Source organism: Clostridium beijerinckii HUN142 (assembly GCF_000621745.1).
Lineage (GTDB): Bacteria > Bacillota > Clostridia > Clostridiales > Clostridiaceae > Clostridium > Clostridium beijerinckii_A.
In genome coordinates this window covers 143,960-160,808 of sequence record NZ_JHXK01000005.1, presented here as the reverse complement: position 1 = coordinate 160,808, position 16,849 = coordinate 143,960, and the positions used below count along the sequence as shown (strand labels likewise).

The 16,849-nt window shown below is 32.2% G+C and carries 10 protein-coding genes and 1 pseudogene; all 11 read left to right on the top strand.

The window, feature by feature from the left end; all coding sequences use genetic code 11:
- Window positions 1-13: 13 nt before the first annotated feature.
- The 11 genes and pseudogenes from T483_RS31990 (at window position 14) to T483_RS28585 (ending at window position 16,739) form a co-directional block, all read left to right on the top strand.
- On the top strand, window positions 14-640 hold the full coding sequence (locus T483_RS31990; protein WP_242841780.1) for a hypothetical protein: 627 nt from the start codon (window positions 14-16) through the stop codon (window positions 638-640).
- A 2-nt stretch (window positions 641-642) separates the two neighbouring features.
- Window positions 643-2,415, top strand: a complete 1,773-nt coding sequence (locus tag T483_RS28595) for a diguanylate cyclase (protein WP_242841779.1) — start codon at window positions 643-645, stop codon at window positions 2,413-2,415.
- 363 nt (window positions 2,416-2,778) lie between these two features.
- Window positions 2,779-4,887 (top strand): alpha-glucuronidase family glycosyl hydrolase, encoded by a 2,109-nt coding sequence (locus T483_RS0100680; protein ID WP_026885072.1) that lies wholly within the window; start codon window positions 2,779-2,781, stop codon window positions 4,885-4,887.
- Window positions 4,888-5,051: 164 nt separating this feature from the next.
- Window positions 5,052-6,134 carry an alpha/beta hydrolase gene (locus tag T483_RS0100675; protein ID WP_026885071.1) on the top strand — a complete coding sequence of 361 codons (1,083 nt, stop codon included), beginning with the start codon at window positions 5,052-5,054 and terminating at the stop codon, window positions 6,132-6,134.
- A 61-nt stretch (window positions 6,135-6,195) separates the two neighbouring features.
- Window positions 6,196-7,728, top strand: a pseudogene (locus tag T483_RS28590) (carboxylesterase/lipase family protein).
- A 252-nt stretch (window positions 7,729-7,980) separates the two neighbouring features.
- Window positions 7,981-9,657 carry a sugar ABC transporter substrate-binding protein gene (locus tag T483_RS0100665; RefSeq protein ID WP_026885070.1) on the top strand — a complete coding sequence of 559 codons (1,677 nt, stop codon included), beginning with the start codon at window positions 7,981-7,983 and terminating at the stop codon, window positions 9,655-9,657.
- A 72-nt stretch (window positions 9,658-9,729) separates the two neighbouring features.
- Window positions 9,730-10,689: an ABC transporter permease gene (locus T483_RS0100660; protein ID WP_026885069.1), complete on the top strand. Its 960-nt coding sequence runs from the start codon at window positions 9,730-9,732 to the stop codon at window positions 10,687-10,689.
- A gap of 14 nt (window positions 10,690-10,703) precedes the next feature.
- Window positions 10,704-11,600 (top strand): carbohydrate ABC transporter permease, encoded by an 897-nt coding sequence (locus T483_RS0100655; protein ID WP_026885068.1) that lies wholly within the window; start codon window positions 10,704-10,706, stop codon window positions 11,598-11,600.
- 61 nt (window positions 11,601-11,661) lie between these two features.
- A complete protein-coding gene (locus T483_RS0100650; RefSeq protein WP_026885067.1) occupies window positions 11,662-12,798 on the top strand; it encodes a glycosyl hydrolase family 8 in 1,137 nt (378 codons plus the stop codon).
- A gap of 12 nt (window positions 12,799-12,810) precedes the next feature.
- Window positions 12,811-14,349: a glycoside hydrolase family 43 protein gene (locus tag T483_RS0100645; RefSeq protein ID WP_026885066.1), complete on the top strand. Its 1,539-nt coding sequence runs from the start codon at window positions 12,811-12,813 to the stop codon at window positions 14,347-14,349.
- A gap of 119 nt (window positions 14,350-14,468) precedes the next feature.
- Window positions 14,469-16,739, top strand: a complete 2,271-nt coding sequence (locus tag T483_RS28585) for an endo-1,4-beta-xylanase (RefSeq protein WP_051560253.1) — start codon at window positions 14,469-14,471, stop codon at window positions 16,737-16,739.
- Window positions 16,740-16,849 lie beyond the last annotated feature (110 nt).

Here is a 16,849-nt window from a genome sequence, read left to right as displayed (position 1 = left end):
AATGAGGTGAAAAATGAATATAAGAAGAAAGTTTATAGTTTTCTCTATATTATGGGGAATAATTCCTGCAATTATTTCGACAAGCATATGTATTTCAAATTTTAATGCTAGAAACTTAGAATTAACTAAGCAGAATGTAGAAACCTTTTCTAAAGATCAAGCTATACATTTAAAAGCTTTTTTTGATGAGAATATTAATAATCTTAATAATGATACAAACATACCAATGGTCAAGGAATTATTAATTGCATCAAATAATAAAAAAGATGCGGAGAATAAAAGGCATGATATACAGATTTTAAATGAGATCTTAGCTGGTAGAAAGCAAGAACGATTCTTTTTAAGCAGAGAGGTACTTGTTGATAAGGAGGGTGTAATTATTGCATGTGATAGCAGCGAATACATAAATAAAAAAGCTATGATTTCTAATAATGAAGTGGATAAGCTCAAGCAAAATGAAGTCATTGTAACAAATATTATAGAAAGAGAAGGCTTTAACAATGGAGCTAAAAGTGCAATAATTGCAAATCCTATATTTTTAGAAGGTAAATACCAAGGTTTTATAGCCAATATAATAAATATGAATTATTTTGAAAAACTTGTAAACGATGTTAGTTTTTTGATACTGGGAGACTACTAATAATGGATGAGAATGGCGTTGTTGCAGCGGGAACTAGTAAGGATATAAAAGAAAATATAAAAAAGATAAATAGTGCTAATAATTTGTACGAGCAGTGGGAAAAAATAGATTTTGATAGTACACCAAATGGAATAATCGAATATAAAATTAATAATACTGAAAAGATAGGATATTATTCAATGATTAGTAATACTGGATGGGTAGTATTAAGTGCAATTGAATTAGCAGAATTTAAGACCCCAACTGATAGAACTATAAAGAATACTGTGACATTTTTTATAATTATTTCATTGTTAATAACAGCTTCATATTTATTTATAGTTAATTATTTTTCTAAACCAATATATAAACTATTAGAGGTAATTAGAAAAATAAAACAAGGAAATATGGATGATAGATTTATATATAACAAGGAGAATGAATTTGGAGAAATAGCTACAGCATTTAACGAGTTGATAGACACTATAGAAAAAAATAAAAAATATATAGAAGAAAAAAATAGAAGGTTACAATCCCTAACATCCAATATACCAGGAGGAGTCTATACGTGTAAAATAGAAAATGGAGAATATATTTTGGATTTTGTAAGTAGTGGATGTCTAAGTATTTTAGGTTATAAAGAAGATGAATTTACTGAAAACCAAAGACGTAAAAAATTAATTGATTTAATCTGCGAAGCTGATAGAGAAAGAGTAATGAGGGATAGGAAAGAACAAATAAGTAAGTATGGTAAGTATACGGTTGAATATAGGGTTAAAAGGAGTGATGGAGTTATTGTATGGCTATTGGATAATGGTCAAATAGTAAAAAATAGCGATGGTAAATTATTTAGTTACAGCGTAGTAATAAATACAACTGAATCAAAAATAACTCAGGAAGAGCTTAGAATTAGTGAGGAACGTTATCGTATAATCATGTCTCAGACAGAAGATGCAATTTTTGAATGGAATATCCCAAAAGATACTGTTTATTTTTCTGGAAATTGGGAAAATAAGTTTAGCTATAAATCAGTTGTAAATAATATTAGTGAGGCTATATATAAAACAGATTATATTTATAATGATGATATAAAGAATTTTGGAAAATTGCTTAATGATATTATATATGGGGATGCATATAAAGAAGCTGAAATTAGAATAAAGAAAAATACTAATGAATATATTTGGTGCAAAATAAGAATAACTGCTATGTTTGATGAAAATGGAGACATATTTAAAGCTATAGGGATAATTATTGATATTGATGAGGAAAAGAGAGAGAATGAAAAACTTTTATTTAAGGCACAAAGAGATAGTTTAACTAGCCTATACAATAAAGGAACAGCACAAAATATGATTGAAGAATATATGAAAAATGCTAAAGAGGACGATAGTGGAGCGTTATTTGTTGTAGATCTTGATAATTTTAAAGCTGTAAATGATAACCTAGGTCATCTAGCGGGAGATTTTGTTTTGACTGATATTTCATTAATGTTTTCAGAAACATTCAAAGAAGATTCTATTGTAGGACGAATAGGTGGAGATGAATTTATAATATTTCTTAAAAATATTACATCAGAAGAGTTATTAATTGAAAAAGCAAAAGCTCTAATGAATGGTTTTAAAAGTAATCATACTGAGGAATTTTTAAGTCAAAAAGTTTCTGGAAGTATAGGAATAGCAAAATATCCCGAGCATGGTAAGAGTTTTAAGGAACTTTTTACAAATGCGGACAAGGCGGTATATCTAGCAAAAAGTAAAGGTAAAAATAATTATTGTATTTTTGAAGAAAATTAGTTGTATTAAAATGTGTAAATAATCAGATAAGAATATTCTTATCTGATTATTTTTATTGCAATAAAGTAATATTGCTTAGTTTTAGAAGGATAAATTTTGTCCACAACTCTATAAGTAGTTTCTTGTTAATTAAGCATAGCATTGGATATTATTAAGTGTGAAAGCAAGAAAATAGGAAATATTTAGATTCTATAATTTTTTGTATAAATACTATAATTATACATGTTTAAATTCTTTCCATGAAGCCTTAATATTGTAGTGAAAACGTTGTATATTATTAAATAATTAACTAAACTTTATAGCAAACCTTCAGTTTGAACATCACTAATTCTCAAAACAAATATATAAAGGAGATTAATTAACATGGTAAATAAAAATAGTAAGATGTATTCTTGTTGGCTGAGCCACAGAGAAATTAAAAACAACAACTATAAAGAGTATCTTGAAAATATTGTGATTTCTTATAGAAGTCAAATTGTAGAATCTGCACTATGCGAATTGAAGAACGCATTTGAACAAATTCACGATATAAATGAGGAGCAGAAGATATACGAAAAGGAAGAAGCTTGCGGGGATAAATATATAAAATTAGAAAAATCAGATGATGAAAGGTTAGCTATTGAAGGGTATAAAATAAAGCATGAAATTCTTTCTCAGAAAAAACATAGGATTACTATTTCGGCTAAAGATGATAATGGAATTCTTTATGGAGTATTTGCTTTATTACGTCTTTTTGGGCAAAATAAGGAGATTGAGAAGATAGAAGTAATAGATAACCCAAAGAATGCTATAAGGCTGATAAATAACTGGGATAACATTGATGGAACTATTGAACGTGGTTTCGCAGGTGGTTCAATTTTATTTGAAAGCTGCAGAAATAAGAATATTATGAAAGAAATAATGGAAGTAATAGGAGGCATCACAGCGACTAACGAGACTCTGAGGAAAGCATTTAATGATGATTATAAGGAAGCAGATGATTTAGGAAGAATTAATGATTATGCAAGGATACTCTCTTCAATTGGTATCAACGGAGTAGTTATTAATAATACAAATGTCCATAGAGAAGAAACATATCTTATAGATAATAAAATAAACATTGTTAAAGTAATAAGTGAGATATTAGGCAGATGGGGTATAAAAACTTACATTAGCATAAATTTTGCTGCACCAATTACCATTGGAGACTTGAAAACTTCAGATCCACTAGACAAAAACGTAGGGGAATGGTGGAAGAAGAAAGTTCAATTTGTATACAGCATAATTCCCAACTTAGGAGGTTTTATGGTAAAAGCCGATTCAGAAGGAAGGCCAGGACCTTTTACTTATGGACGTAATCATGCAGAGGGTGCAAATATGCTTGCAAGTGCCTTAGCACCGTATGGAGGACTATTAATATGGAGATGTTTTGTATATAACTGCAAACAGGATTGGAGAGATAACACAATTGATAGAGCTAAGGCTGCGTATGACTGCTTTACACCATTAGATGGACAATTTTTAGATAACGTATATTTGCAAATTAAAAACGGTCCAATGGATTTTCAAGTTAGAGAGCCTGTATCGCCACTATTTGGAGCAATGGATAAAACTAATAAATTAATGGAGTTCCAAATAACGCAAGAATACACGGGTCAACAAAAACATGTGTGCTTCCTAATCCCTTGGTGGAAACAGGTGTTAGGCACTCAAACGTATGCGAATAGTGACAATGCAAATGAAAATAGTGTTGCTAAAAGAATTAAGGGGATTGCAGCAATAGTCAATGTAGGAAATGATGAAAATTGGACAGGACATTTTCTGGCACAAGCTAATTTATATGGGTATGGACGTCTTGCTTGGAATAGTGATATCAGTTGTGAAGAAATAGTACAAGAATGGATTCAACTTACATTAGGAGACAATACGCTAGTTATGAAAAATGTGTGCTATATACTGATGAAGTCATGGGAAACTTATGAAAAATATACGTCGCCATTAGGAATCGGATGGATGGTATCACCAGGGAATCACTATGGCCCAGATGTAGATGGTTATGAGTTTTCTCTTTGGGGAACATATCATAGGTCAGATTGCAAGGGTATAGGAATTGATCGTACCTTAGAAGATGGAACAGGTTATACGAGCCAATATAATGAACCTCTTAAGAATATATATAATAATTTAGAAACTTGCCCAGATGAATTATTGCTATTTTTCCACCATGTTCCATATATGCATGTGTTGACATCGGGAAAAACTGTAATACAACATATTTATGATACTCATTTTGAAGGTTTTGAAGAAGTAGAGAAGTTTATTGAGAAGTGGAAGGAGTTGGAGGGGATTATAGATGGAAATATATACAATCAGGTTATTGAACGTCTTTATATACAGTTAGATAGTGCAAGAGATTGGAGAGACCAAATCAATACGTATTTCTATAGAATGTCTGGAATAGAGGATGAGAAAGGAAGGAAAATATATACTTAAATTAATTTACGGATATCTATTAGTAGTGTAAGTGAATTCAATATATCATTTATGTAATGAAGTATAATGTATTGTTATTAAAGTTGAATAGAAGAATGTTTTTTAATGACAAATTATATGTTAACAATAAATTATATTTAAAGAGAAAGGATTAAGAATAAGCTATGAATAATATTGAAGTGACAGCTGTACCTAATGAATATAAAAAAGCAGCTAGTGAGGATATTCAGGGTAATATTGTTGAAGTGTCATATAGTGTGAGAAATTATATAAATAAGTCACGACAACTGGTGACAAATCAAGAAATTAGTTTTCAAGAAGCAGGAAGAGAAACGATTAGTGGAGCAGAGATTATAAAGAAATGTAACGTGTATTTGCCAGCAGGGTACAACAAATATGATAAGGATACTAGATATAATGTATTATATTTACTTCATGGAGTTGGTGGAAATCGTTACGAATGGCTAAATGGAAGCGGTAATGATCAAGGAAATTTTATTATATGTAACATATTGGATAATCTTATTGCAAATGGTGATATCGATCCTTTGATTGTCGTATTTCCAGAGGGGAGAAGTGCACATGACTGGAGAGATAATTCATTTAACGTAGAGGGAACTAATATGCTTGGTTTTTATTATTTCGATTATGAACTAAGATATGATCTGATTCCGTTTATAGAATCCAATTATAATGTGTATGCAGATATAAAAGATACTTCATCTGAAGGAATTAAATATAATCGAATTCATAGAGCCATTGCTGGTTTATCCATGGGGGGAATGCAATCTTTAAACTTGATTATTGGAGGATATAGATGCGATTCCAAAACACATACAGGGACAAACGGGGGATGGAGCAATGGGCTTGATAAGACTGTGTTAGCGAAAGGGATGGAGGATTTGTTCACTTACGTTGGTGCTTTTTCAAATGCTCCTACATCTAGCAGCGGTAAGGTTCTTGGTTCCAGTATAGCATTATGTAGCTACAGGATGAACTTACTTTATATTACTTGTGGCGATGCAGACGAAATAGCAAGTCAAGAAGGCTATGAAAAAGCGATTGAAGATATTATAGAGACTGTGGGAAATAATCTGGACAATTATTATCAAATACTTATAGAAGGAGGTGTACATGATTTTAATGTATGGAACAATGGCGCATATAATTTTATCCGTTTATCTTTTGGGAAAAGGAAGGAATGCTTAGAACCAAGTATTGTTAGAATGGTACTTAATTCATATTGATAGTTTATATTTTTAATTTTGAATAATATTCAATTTATATTAATAAAGGGAGTAGTTAAGTATGTTAAGGACAGTAAAAGTTGAAAATGGTACTATAGAGGGATTGCCAGCAGCTGATCCACGTATAACAAGTTTTAAAGGTATTCCATTTGCTGCACCTCCAGTAGGTGAGAATCGGTGGCGTGCTCCTCAGGCTGCAAAGAATTGGAACGGTGTTTTAAAAGCATTTAAATTTGCACCAATATCAATGCAGGCAAAAACAGTTATAGCTGAGAAGAATATATATACAAGGGAATGGGCTGTGGATCCAGACATACCTATGGATGAGGATTGCCTATACCTAAACGTATGAACTCCAGCATGTAGTACTAATGAGAAATTACCTGTGTTTGTATGGTACTTTGGAGGAGTACTTCAGTTTGGAAATACAGCTGAGATGGAATTTGATGGTGAGCGTATTGCTCGTAGGGGCATTGTGGTTGTAACGATCAACTATCGTCTGAACGTTTTTGGTTTTTTATGTCATCCTGAAATAACAGCAGAAGCTCCAGATACTCCAGCTAATTTCGGAAATCTAGATCAGCAAGCAGGCACATTATGGGTTAAACGGAATATTGAAGCTTTCGGTGGTGATCCTAATAATATTACAATTGGAGGACAGTCCGCTGGAGGTGGAAGTGTATTAAATCAACTTACTTCACCTCAAAATGAATGTCTTTGTCAGAAGGCTATTATTCAAAGTGGTATTATTACTACGCTTTATGAAGGAAATCCGTTGCCTTTAGAAAAGCATAACTTAGTACAAGCTGAACAAGAAGGAATAAAATTTTTTCGATTTTTAGGAGTTTCATCACTTGCTGAAGCACGTAGGCTCGATGCAGAATATATTCGTGATAAATCACTTGAATATAAGAAATACTGGGGAACTGTTGAGGATAATGTATTTTGTGTAGGAGATGCATTTAACCTTTTTCTTCAAAATAAACGTTTAATGGTGCCAGTACTTTTAGGTCATACTTCTTCTGAGTTTCTTAACGTTCCAAAGGTTAGAAATATTGATGAATTTAAGCATATGGCTATTGAAATGTTTGGAGATGATGCAGATGAGTATATTGAACTTTGTCAAGCTCAGTTAGGCGACATTGATGAAATACGCAAAAAAGCTTCAGTAAGAAGTATCGAATATGCTATTCGTATTATTGGACAGTCAAATGCTGATACAAAAGCGAACACGCCTTTGTATTATTATAATTTTGATGCAGAAATACCAGGTTGGGATAACCCGGGAACATTTCACTCTGTAGATCTTTGGTTCTTTTTTGAGACACTTGCTAAATGTTGGCGACCGTTTATTGGCAAGCATTATGATCTTGCTCGTCAAATGTGTAATTATTGGGCTAACTTCATAAGTTATGGAGATCCAAATGGTAAAGATTCCACTGGAGAGGAAATGCCGCGTTGGGAAAGATACACACCTAAGGAACCGTATGGAATGGTATTTGGCGATAAAGTTGAATTTGTAAAGGAACAACCAAGCAATCTAATGAAATTTCTAATAAGGGAGTATTTCAAGAACGAAGAGAATCTATATTAAAAGTTAAGAGATTGGAAAATTTTCTTAAATTTACAATAAATACAAAAAAGGATTAGAATGATATATATATTGATTATTTTTGCTAAAGTAATAAGTTGATTTTTCACAAATTTAGAATCTATAATTTTTGGTATTTTTTATATAGTTTGTTAGGTTGTTGACTAAATATAATGATGATAAACTTTACATTGTAAGAAGAAACGTTTACAAGGAATTAAATGTTTAACTAAAATAAAAATAGGGGGAAAATAAATGAGAAAGAGCAAGTTAATTGTAAGTATGCTTTTAGCAGGAACTTTAGCCGTGAGCTTACTCACAGGTTGTGGTGGTAGCAGCCAAGAAACAAGTGCATCAGGTGATGGGAAAATAAAAGAATTTTCAGCCTTTTTTGCAACAGCAGGAAAAGAAATTCCTGATAATAACAGACTTAAAAATGTTATAGCTGAAAAGATTGGAGCAAAAATAAATGAGCAATGGCTTACTGGTCAAACGGCTAAAGAAAGAATTGGAGTAATGATTGCGGGCGGTGAGTATCCGGATATTATAGATGGAGGAGATGGAACACAAGCATTAGTAGATGCTGGTGCGCTCATTCCATTGGAAGATAAAATTGATAAGTATCCTAATATTAAAAACTTTTTAACATCTACCCAGTGGGAAAAATTAAGAAAAGAAGATGGACATATTTATTTTATACAACAATTTGGACAGATTCGAAATAAAGATACACAAGTGCAACATAATGATGAAGCGTTTTGGATTCAAAAAGCAGTATTAGAATGGGCCAACTATCCTAAGATCACAACAATAGACCAATATTTTGATTTAATCGAGAAATATAAAGCTGCAAATCCACAAGTAAATGGACAACCAACCATAGGATTTGAAGTTCTAAGTGATGATTGGAGATATTTCTGTTTGGAAAACCCACCTCAATTTTTAGCAGGGTATCCTAATGATGGAAAGGCTATTATAGATAAGTCTACATTGACAGCTAAGAATTATAATACAATTCCGGAAGCACAAAAATACTTCAAAAAATTAAATGATGAATATAATAAAGGAATTATAGATCAGGAAACATTTACAGCATCTTATGATCAATATACATCGAAACTTTCTACAGGCAGAGTTCTTGGAATGGTAGATCAGCATTGGGAGTTCTTAACTGCAGAAAATTCATTAAAACAACAACACTTAGATGAGAGAACTTGGGTTCCATTAGGTTTAACAATAGATCCTAATGTTAAGGCTCAATATAGAGCTAAGCCAGCATTTAACGCAGGTGGAGGTATAGGAATTTCAAAAAGCTGTAAAGATGTAGATGGTGCATTAAAGGCTATTAATGATTTATTATCTCCAGATGTTCTAACATTGAGATACTGGGGAGAAAAAGACAAGGATTATAAAGTGGATGATAAAGGTTTATTCTATAGAACAGATGAGCAAAGAGAAAACGCAAGAAACCAAGATTGGGTAAATGCTAACATGTGTATGTACACATATCTACCTCAATATACAGCAGGTTATTTAGATGATGGAATTAATACTATATTACCAGAGCAACAGCAGACTGAATTTGAAGCAACATTAACAGATTCAGATAAAAAGGTTTTAAATGCATATGGCTTTAAGAATTGGACAGAGTTCCTTAATCAGGTTCCAGAAGAAAATGAACCTTGGTATCCAATTTACTCAGCATGTAGCACATGGTCGGCTGATCAGCCAGAACAAATGGCAATGCAAAAGATGGACGACATCAAAAAGCAATGGCTTCCTAAGGTTATCATGGTTAAGCCAAATGAATTCGATTCTACTTGGAACCAATATCAAACTACGCTTACAACTCAAGCAGATGTAAAGGCATATGAAGATGCTCTTACTAAAGAAGTGAAAAGAAGAGTGGAGAAATTCGGTAAAGGCAACTGATATATAAAATGGGGATCTGTTTAGATCCCTATTCTTAAAAATTTTTTAAAAACATATAAAGGGAGGCTGAACATGGAATTAGAAGTAAAAGATATTAATCCAAATCCAGAAATAAAAACAAAAAATAATTTAATGAAGAATATGAAAAAACAAAAAACGTTAATTTTAATGTCTATTCCATTTGTAATATATACATTCATATTTAATTATACACCTCTTGTCGGTTGGCTTATGGCATTTCAGAAATTTAAACCTGCAAAAAGTTTATTTAACCAAACTTGGTGTGGTCTTGATCAATTCAAAATATTATTTTCTGATCCAAATTTTATAAAGGTTATAAGAAATACTTTATGCATGAGTTTAATTAATTTAACATTAGGTTTTATATGTTCTATTGGCTTTGCTTTATTATTGAATGAAGTTAGGTTAATGTTAGCTAAAAAATTTGTACAAACAATTTCTTATTTACCTCATTTTCTTTCATGGATAATTGTAACAGGAATTGTTGCAGATGTTCTCTCACCAGAAACAGGTATTATTAATCAAATTTTAGTTGGATTACATATCATAAGTCAACCTATAAATTTTTTTGCTGATACAAAATATTTCTGGGGAATAGTAGGATTAACAAATGTTTGGAAAGAAGTAGGATGGGGAAGCATTATATATCTTGCAGCTATCACTTCTATTAATCCAGATTTATATGAAGCAGCTGAAATAGATGGAGCGGGAAGATTTAAAAAGATGCTTCATGTTACATTACCAGGCATAAAATCAACAATATTTATATTACTAATAATGAACATTGGGAATATCGTTAACGCAGGTTTCGAGGTGCAATACCTACTTGGAAATGGTCTTGTTCAAGATGTATCGCAAACAATAGATATTTTTGTACTAAAATATGGTATTAGCTTAAATAACTATTCATTAGCTACAGCAGCAGGCATATTTAAAAGCGTAATCAGTGTAACGTTAATATATATAGCAAATCGATTCGCAAAATCAGCTGGTGAAGAAAGGTTATTCTAAAGGAGGAGCATCAAATGGTAGGTTTTAGGAGAAGAAGTAAAAGTGATATTTTTTTTGACAGTCTTATAGGTATGTTTATGGTAATATTTATAATTGTAACATTGTATCCAATTTTAAATACACTAGCTGTTTCGTTTAATGATGGAATTGATTCTGTGCGTGGCGGAATATATCTGTTGCCAAGAATGTTTACACTAAAAAATTATCAAACAGTATTTCATAATCAGAACTTGATACAAGCTGCATTTATATCGGTTTCAAGAACTGTAATTGGTACAGCACTGCAAGTATTTTTAACAGCAATGCTTGCGTATGTTCTTAGTAGAAAAGACTACCTATTTAAAAAGCAACTTTCATTTTTCTATGTGCTAACAATGTATGTTGGTGGAGGTATGATTCCAGTTTATGTATTGATGAAATATCTTCACTTAACAAATAATTTTTTAGTATATATTTTACCAGGTTTAATTAGTGCTTTTAATATGATTGTTATTAGAACTTTCATAAACGGGCTTCCAGATAGCTTAGTTGAATCAGCAAAAATTGATGGAGCAGGTGATTTTAGGATTTTTATTCAAATCATATTACCTTTGTGTAAACCAGTACTTGCAACTGTTGCACTATTCGTGGCTGTAGACCAATGGAATGCATGGTTTGATGCAATGCTTTATAATTCAGCAAGCCCATCACTAACAACATTACAATATGAGCTTATGAAAGTATTATCAGCATCAACACAACAAGGTAGCTCAGGAACAATAGATATGGTTAAGAACGCAGGTAATATGGTTACACCAAAATCTCTTCGAGCAGCTATTACAATCGTAACTGCTTTACCAATAGTATGCTTATATCCATTCTTACAAAGATATTTTGTATCTGGACTTACTATTGGAGGGGTAAAGGAATAGAAGATAATAAGTGAAATAAAAAATTTAATTTACAGACTATACTATACAAGGAGCAATGCAAATGAGTGCTTATAAAACGGATAATTATCATAATGTCTTTAAAGAATGTGGTCATTCAGACAGAGAGATAGAAGAAAGATTAGAAGATATTTATAGAACAATTTTTTATGGAAATGAATCAGAAAGGTTATATCATCCCGTTGGGGATGATATGGCCTACTTTGTTGATACAGGTAATAATGATGCCAGAACAGAGGGCATGTCTTATGCCATGATGATGTGTGTTCAAAGGAATATGAAAGGAGAATTCGATCGGCTATGGAAATGGGCAAAAACTTATATGTATATGGGCGAAGGTCTAAATAAAGGATATTTTGCATGGTCTGTTAAGCTAAGTGGAGAGAAGAATGCTTATGGACCTGCACCTGATGGAGAAGAATATTTTGCAATGGCGTTATTTTTTGCGGCAAATAGATGGGGAGATGGAAAGGGAATTTTTAATTATTCAAAAGAGGCAAGAGATCTTCTTCATGAATGTATCCACAAAGGAGAAAAAGAGCCAGGAGATCCAATGTGGGAGCCAAGTAATAAATTAATAAAGTTTGTTCCAAATCTTCATTTTACTGATCCATCATATCATTTACCACATTTTTATGAATTATTTTCTCTTTGGTGTAATGAAGAAGATCATGAATTTTGGAAAGAGGCAGCGCAGTGTAGCAGAGAGTATCTAAAAAAAGCTTGTCATCCTATTACAGGACTCGCACCAGAGTATTCGAAGTATGATGGAGTACCATGTGATTCACCTTGGGATAAAGGCCATCATGAAAGATTCTATAGTGATGCTTATAGAGTAGCAGCTAATTTAGGCTTATCTTACGAATGGTTTGAAAGTTCAGAGTGGGAATGTGAGTGTGCAGATAAAATTCAAACTTTTTTCTGTGAAACAGTTAAAGGTAAAGCGGATTTAATATATGAAATAGATGGCACAATTATTGAAGAAAAAGCCCTTCATCCAGTAGCAATTATAGCAACTAACGCAATGGCTTCTTTAGCAAGCAAAGGGATGTATAGAAAAGAATGTGTTGATTTATTTTGGAATATACCTCTTAGGACAGGTGAAAGAAGATATTATGATAACTGTTTATATTTATTCGCCTTCTTGGCGTTAAGTGGAAATTATAGAATTTGGAAGTAGAGGGAAGCAGAAATGAATAAAATAAAAAATCCAATTTTATCTGGATTTTATCCAGATCCATCAATATGTGCGGTAGGAGAGGACTTTTATTTGGTCACATCTACGTTTGCGTATTTTCCAGGAGTTCCAATTTTTCATAGCAAGGATTTAGTTAACTGGGAGCAAATTGGGAATGTACTTACTAGAGAATCACAATTAAATTTAGAGGGTGCAGGTCATTCGCAGGGAATATTTGCACCTACCTTACGTTATAATAATGGAATCTATTATTTAATAACCACAAATATCTCTCATGGAGGAAACTTTATTGTAACAGCAGAAAAGCCTGAGGGGCCATGGTCTGATCCGTATTGGTTAGAAGGAGCAATTGGAATTGATCCAAGCCTATTCTTTGATGATGATGGAAAAGCATATTATATAGGAACAAGACCAAATCCAGAAGGTGTGCGCTACAATGGAGATTGGGAAGTATGGATTCAAGAATTAGATTTGAATGATATGTGTCTTATAGGCGATAGCCATAAAATATGGAAAGGTGCACTTAGGGAGGTAATATGGCCTGAAGGCCCTCATTTATATAAGAAAGATGGTTATTATTATTTAATGATAGCAGAAGGGGGAACAGGTCCTGAACACTGCGTTACTATCGCAAGAAGTACAGCAATTTATGGAAAGTATGAAGGATGTCCACGTAATCCTATAATTACTCATAGACATTTAGGAAAAAGCTATCCAATAAAGCATGTTGGACATGGAGACTTAGTTAAAACGCTAGATGATAAATGGTTTATGGTAATGTTAGCAAGTAGAACCTGCGATGGATATTGTAACACTGGAAGAGAAACCTTTTTAGCTAAAGTTATCTGGGAAGATGGATGGCCAGTAGCTAACCCAAGCTCTGGAATATTAGAATTAGAACAAGAGCATGAATTACCAGAATATGAAGTAGAACCTAAGGAATCTTGCTATCATTTCTATGGAAAAGAATTAGATGATACTTGGATGTTTTTAAGAAATCCAAGTGAAAATTTATATTCATTAATGGAAAAAGAAGGTTGTCTTCGCCTGCACTTGAAGGAGCAGTCTTTAAAAGATTTAGATAACCCGGCTTATGTAGGGATTAGGCAAAAAGAGTATCATTATATTGCATCTACTATGATGGAATTTAAACCGAATAATGAAAACGAAAGTGCAGGAATAGCTATAGTCCAGAGCAATGAATATCATATTAGGTATGAATGTACGAAGAGAAATGGAAGAGAAGTATTACAAATTATAGAGTGTAATAAGGGTAAAGATACTTTAATTAATGAAGTTGAAGTAAATTCGAATAAATTTTGTTTGAAAATGGTAAGCAAAGGGCAAAAATTAGATTTATATTATGGAACAGATAGTACTAGCTATAAATTATTACAAAAGGATGTTAGTACTAAAAATTTAAGTACAGAAGTAGCAGGTGGCTTTGTAGGATGTACAATTGGAATGTATGCAAGTAGTAATGGAAAAACCACTGATAATTATGCGGATTTCTACTGGTTTGAGTATAAATAATATACTTTAATATATAACCATTTCTCAAAATACAAAGTTAGATATTACATTAAACATAAGAGGAGTTAATTTTCAATTGAAACTATTTATATGAATATTGTAATAAGGAGAGATATAGGTTGTTTAGTAAGAAAAAAAGATTAAAATTGATGAGTTTAATTATTGCAGGTTCTTTACTTAGTGGAATATATGCGGCCGTTAGCTGTAAACCTGTATTCGCAGATACAGGAGATATATTAGCTCAGACTCAAGTAGTTAAACAAGATTATCAAAAGGATATTCCAGCATTAAAAGATGTATTTAAAGATTATTTCCCTGTTGGAACAGAACTTAATCCAAGTATGATGGATAGTAGTAATCCACATTCTGGGTTTATAAAATATCAATATAATGCACTAGTACCAGGTAACTTTATGAAGCCGGATGCACTACAGCCAACTGAAGGCAATTTTCATTGGGATGATGCAGATAAGTATGTAAAGTTTGGTGAAGAAAACAACATGATATTAAGGGGACATACTTTAGTTTGGCATAGTCAGATACCTGATTGGTTCTTTCAAGATCCAACTGATAAAGCTAAGCCGGCTACAAGCGAACAGCTAAGAAGCAGAATGGAAAAGCATATAAAAACTGTAGTTGGCCGCTATAAAGGAAAGATAAAGTATTGGGATGTTGCAAATGAAGTTATTTCAGACAAAAGTGGTTTAAGAGGTGATGATGAAAAATCAAAATGGAAATCTATAATAGGAGATATTGATGGCGACGGCTATGATGATGATTATATTGAATTAGCCTTCAAATATGCTCATGAGGCTGATCCGGATGCTACGCTGATTATAAACGATTACGGCACTGAAGGAAGTACTAGAAAGAGAGATGATTTATACAATTTAATTGAGAGAATGCTTAAAAAAGGCATTCCAGTAGGTGGTGTGGGTCTTCAAAGTCACATTTCTATGTACAATCCATCGGCTGGACAAATCAAGGATGATATTGAGAAATTTGCAGGTTTAAAGAAATATAATCCAAAGTTTACTGTTCAAGTTACAGAATTAGATATGTCTATTTATAACGGTAGCAATGAAAGTACAAAAACAGTTACAGCGGATGTTTTAGCACAGGAAGCAAGCAAATATAAAGCAATATTTGATGTCTATAAAGATGAAGCTAAAAAGGGTAATTTAGGTTTAGTCATGTTTTGGGGCGGTTCAGATGATGATACATGGTTAGATAATTTCCCGGCAAAGAACAGACCAGATTCTCCATTACTTTTCGATAGAAGCTTACAGGCTAAGCCAGCTTATTGGGCACTTGTTGATCCTTCAAAGGCTAATGTTTTTAAGCAAAAAACAAGTGCCTCAAATGGATCACCTGTTATTGGAAATACTTTGGATTCAAAATGGATGATGGTTAAGCCTTTTGATGTTAACTCATATATAAGCGGAATTGATGGGGCTACAGCTAAAGTGAAAACCATGTGGGATTCAAAGAATATATATGTTTTTGCAGACGTAAATGATGCAACAATTTCAAATAATGATGGAGTAGATATATTTATAGATGACGGTACAGGTAAATATGTAAAATATTCGGTTAAACGCAATACTGATACAGTTAAGGTTATTTCAACATCAAAAGGGTATCAAATACAAGCCAAATTACCATTAGGAACTATTGAGCCAAAAGTTGGAACTGAACTTAAATTTGATATGAGAGTTAATGATTACGATACTTATGGAATATTAAATTCATCAGTAGTTTGGAATGATTATGTAAGTGGTGGAACAATGAAACCAGAAAATGGTGGAATATTGGTATGTAATCCAGAGTCAAAATCAGTAGAAACTAGAAAAGGAACACCTACTATTGATGGTAATATAGATGATATATGGGGAAATGCTAATGTTATAAGCACAGATATAAGTTTACAAGGTACAAATGCAGCTAAGGCTAAAGTTAGAACTTTATGGGATAAGGATTATATTTATGTATTATATGAAGTAACAGATAGCAAATTGGATAAGTCTAGTAAGAATGCGTATGAGCAGGATTCAGTTGAGGTATTTATAGATGAAAATGATGCAAGAACTTCAGCTTATGATAATGATGATGCTCAATATAGAGTTAATTATGATAATGAGCAAAGTGGAGGAGGAGGCAGGATTACTGATAAATTCAAATCAGCCACAAAAGTAACTGATAATGGATATATAGTAGAAATGGCTATACCTTTGCACAATGAGGTTGTAGCTAATCAAATTATAGGATTTGATGCTCAAGTAAATGATGCTGCTGGAGGTGTAAGAAACGGAATAAATATATGGTCAGATTCAACTGGTCAAACTTGGTCTACTATGAGAAATGTGGGTAATTTAAAACTTGTTGATTAACTTTAGATACTGAATGTAAATAGTAGTATGAAATATAAAGAGAAAATAAATTGTTATTCTAATCAATATATACTTAAAATTATAACTTTGATGGATTATAACGTAAGAAG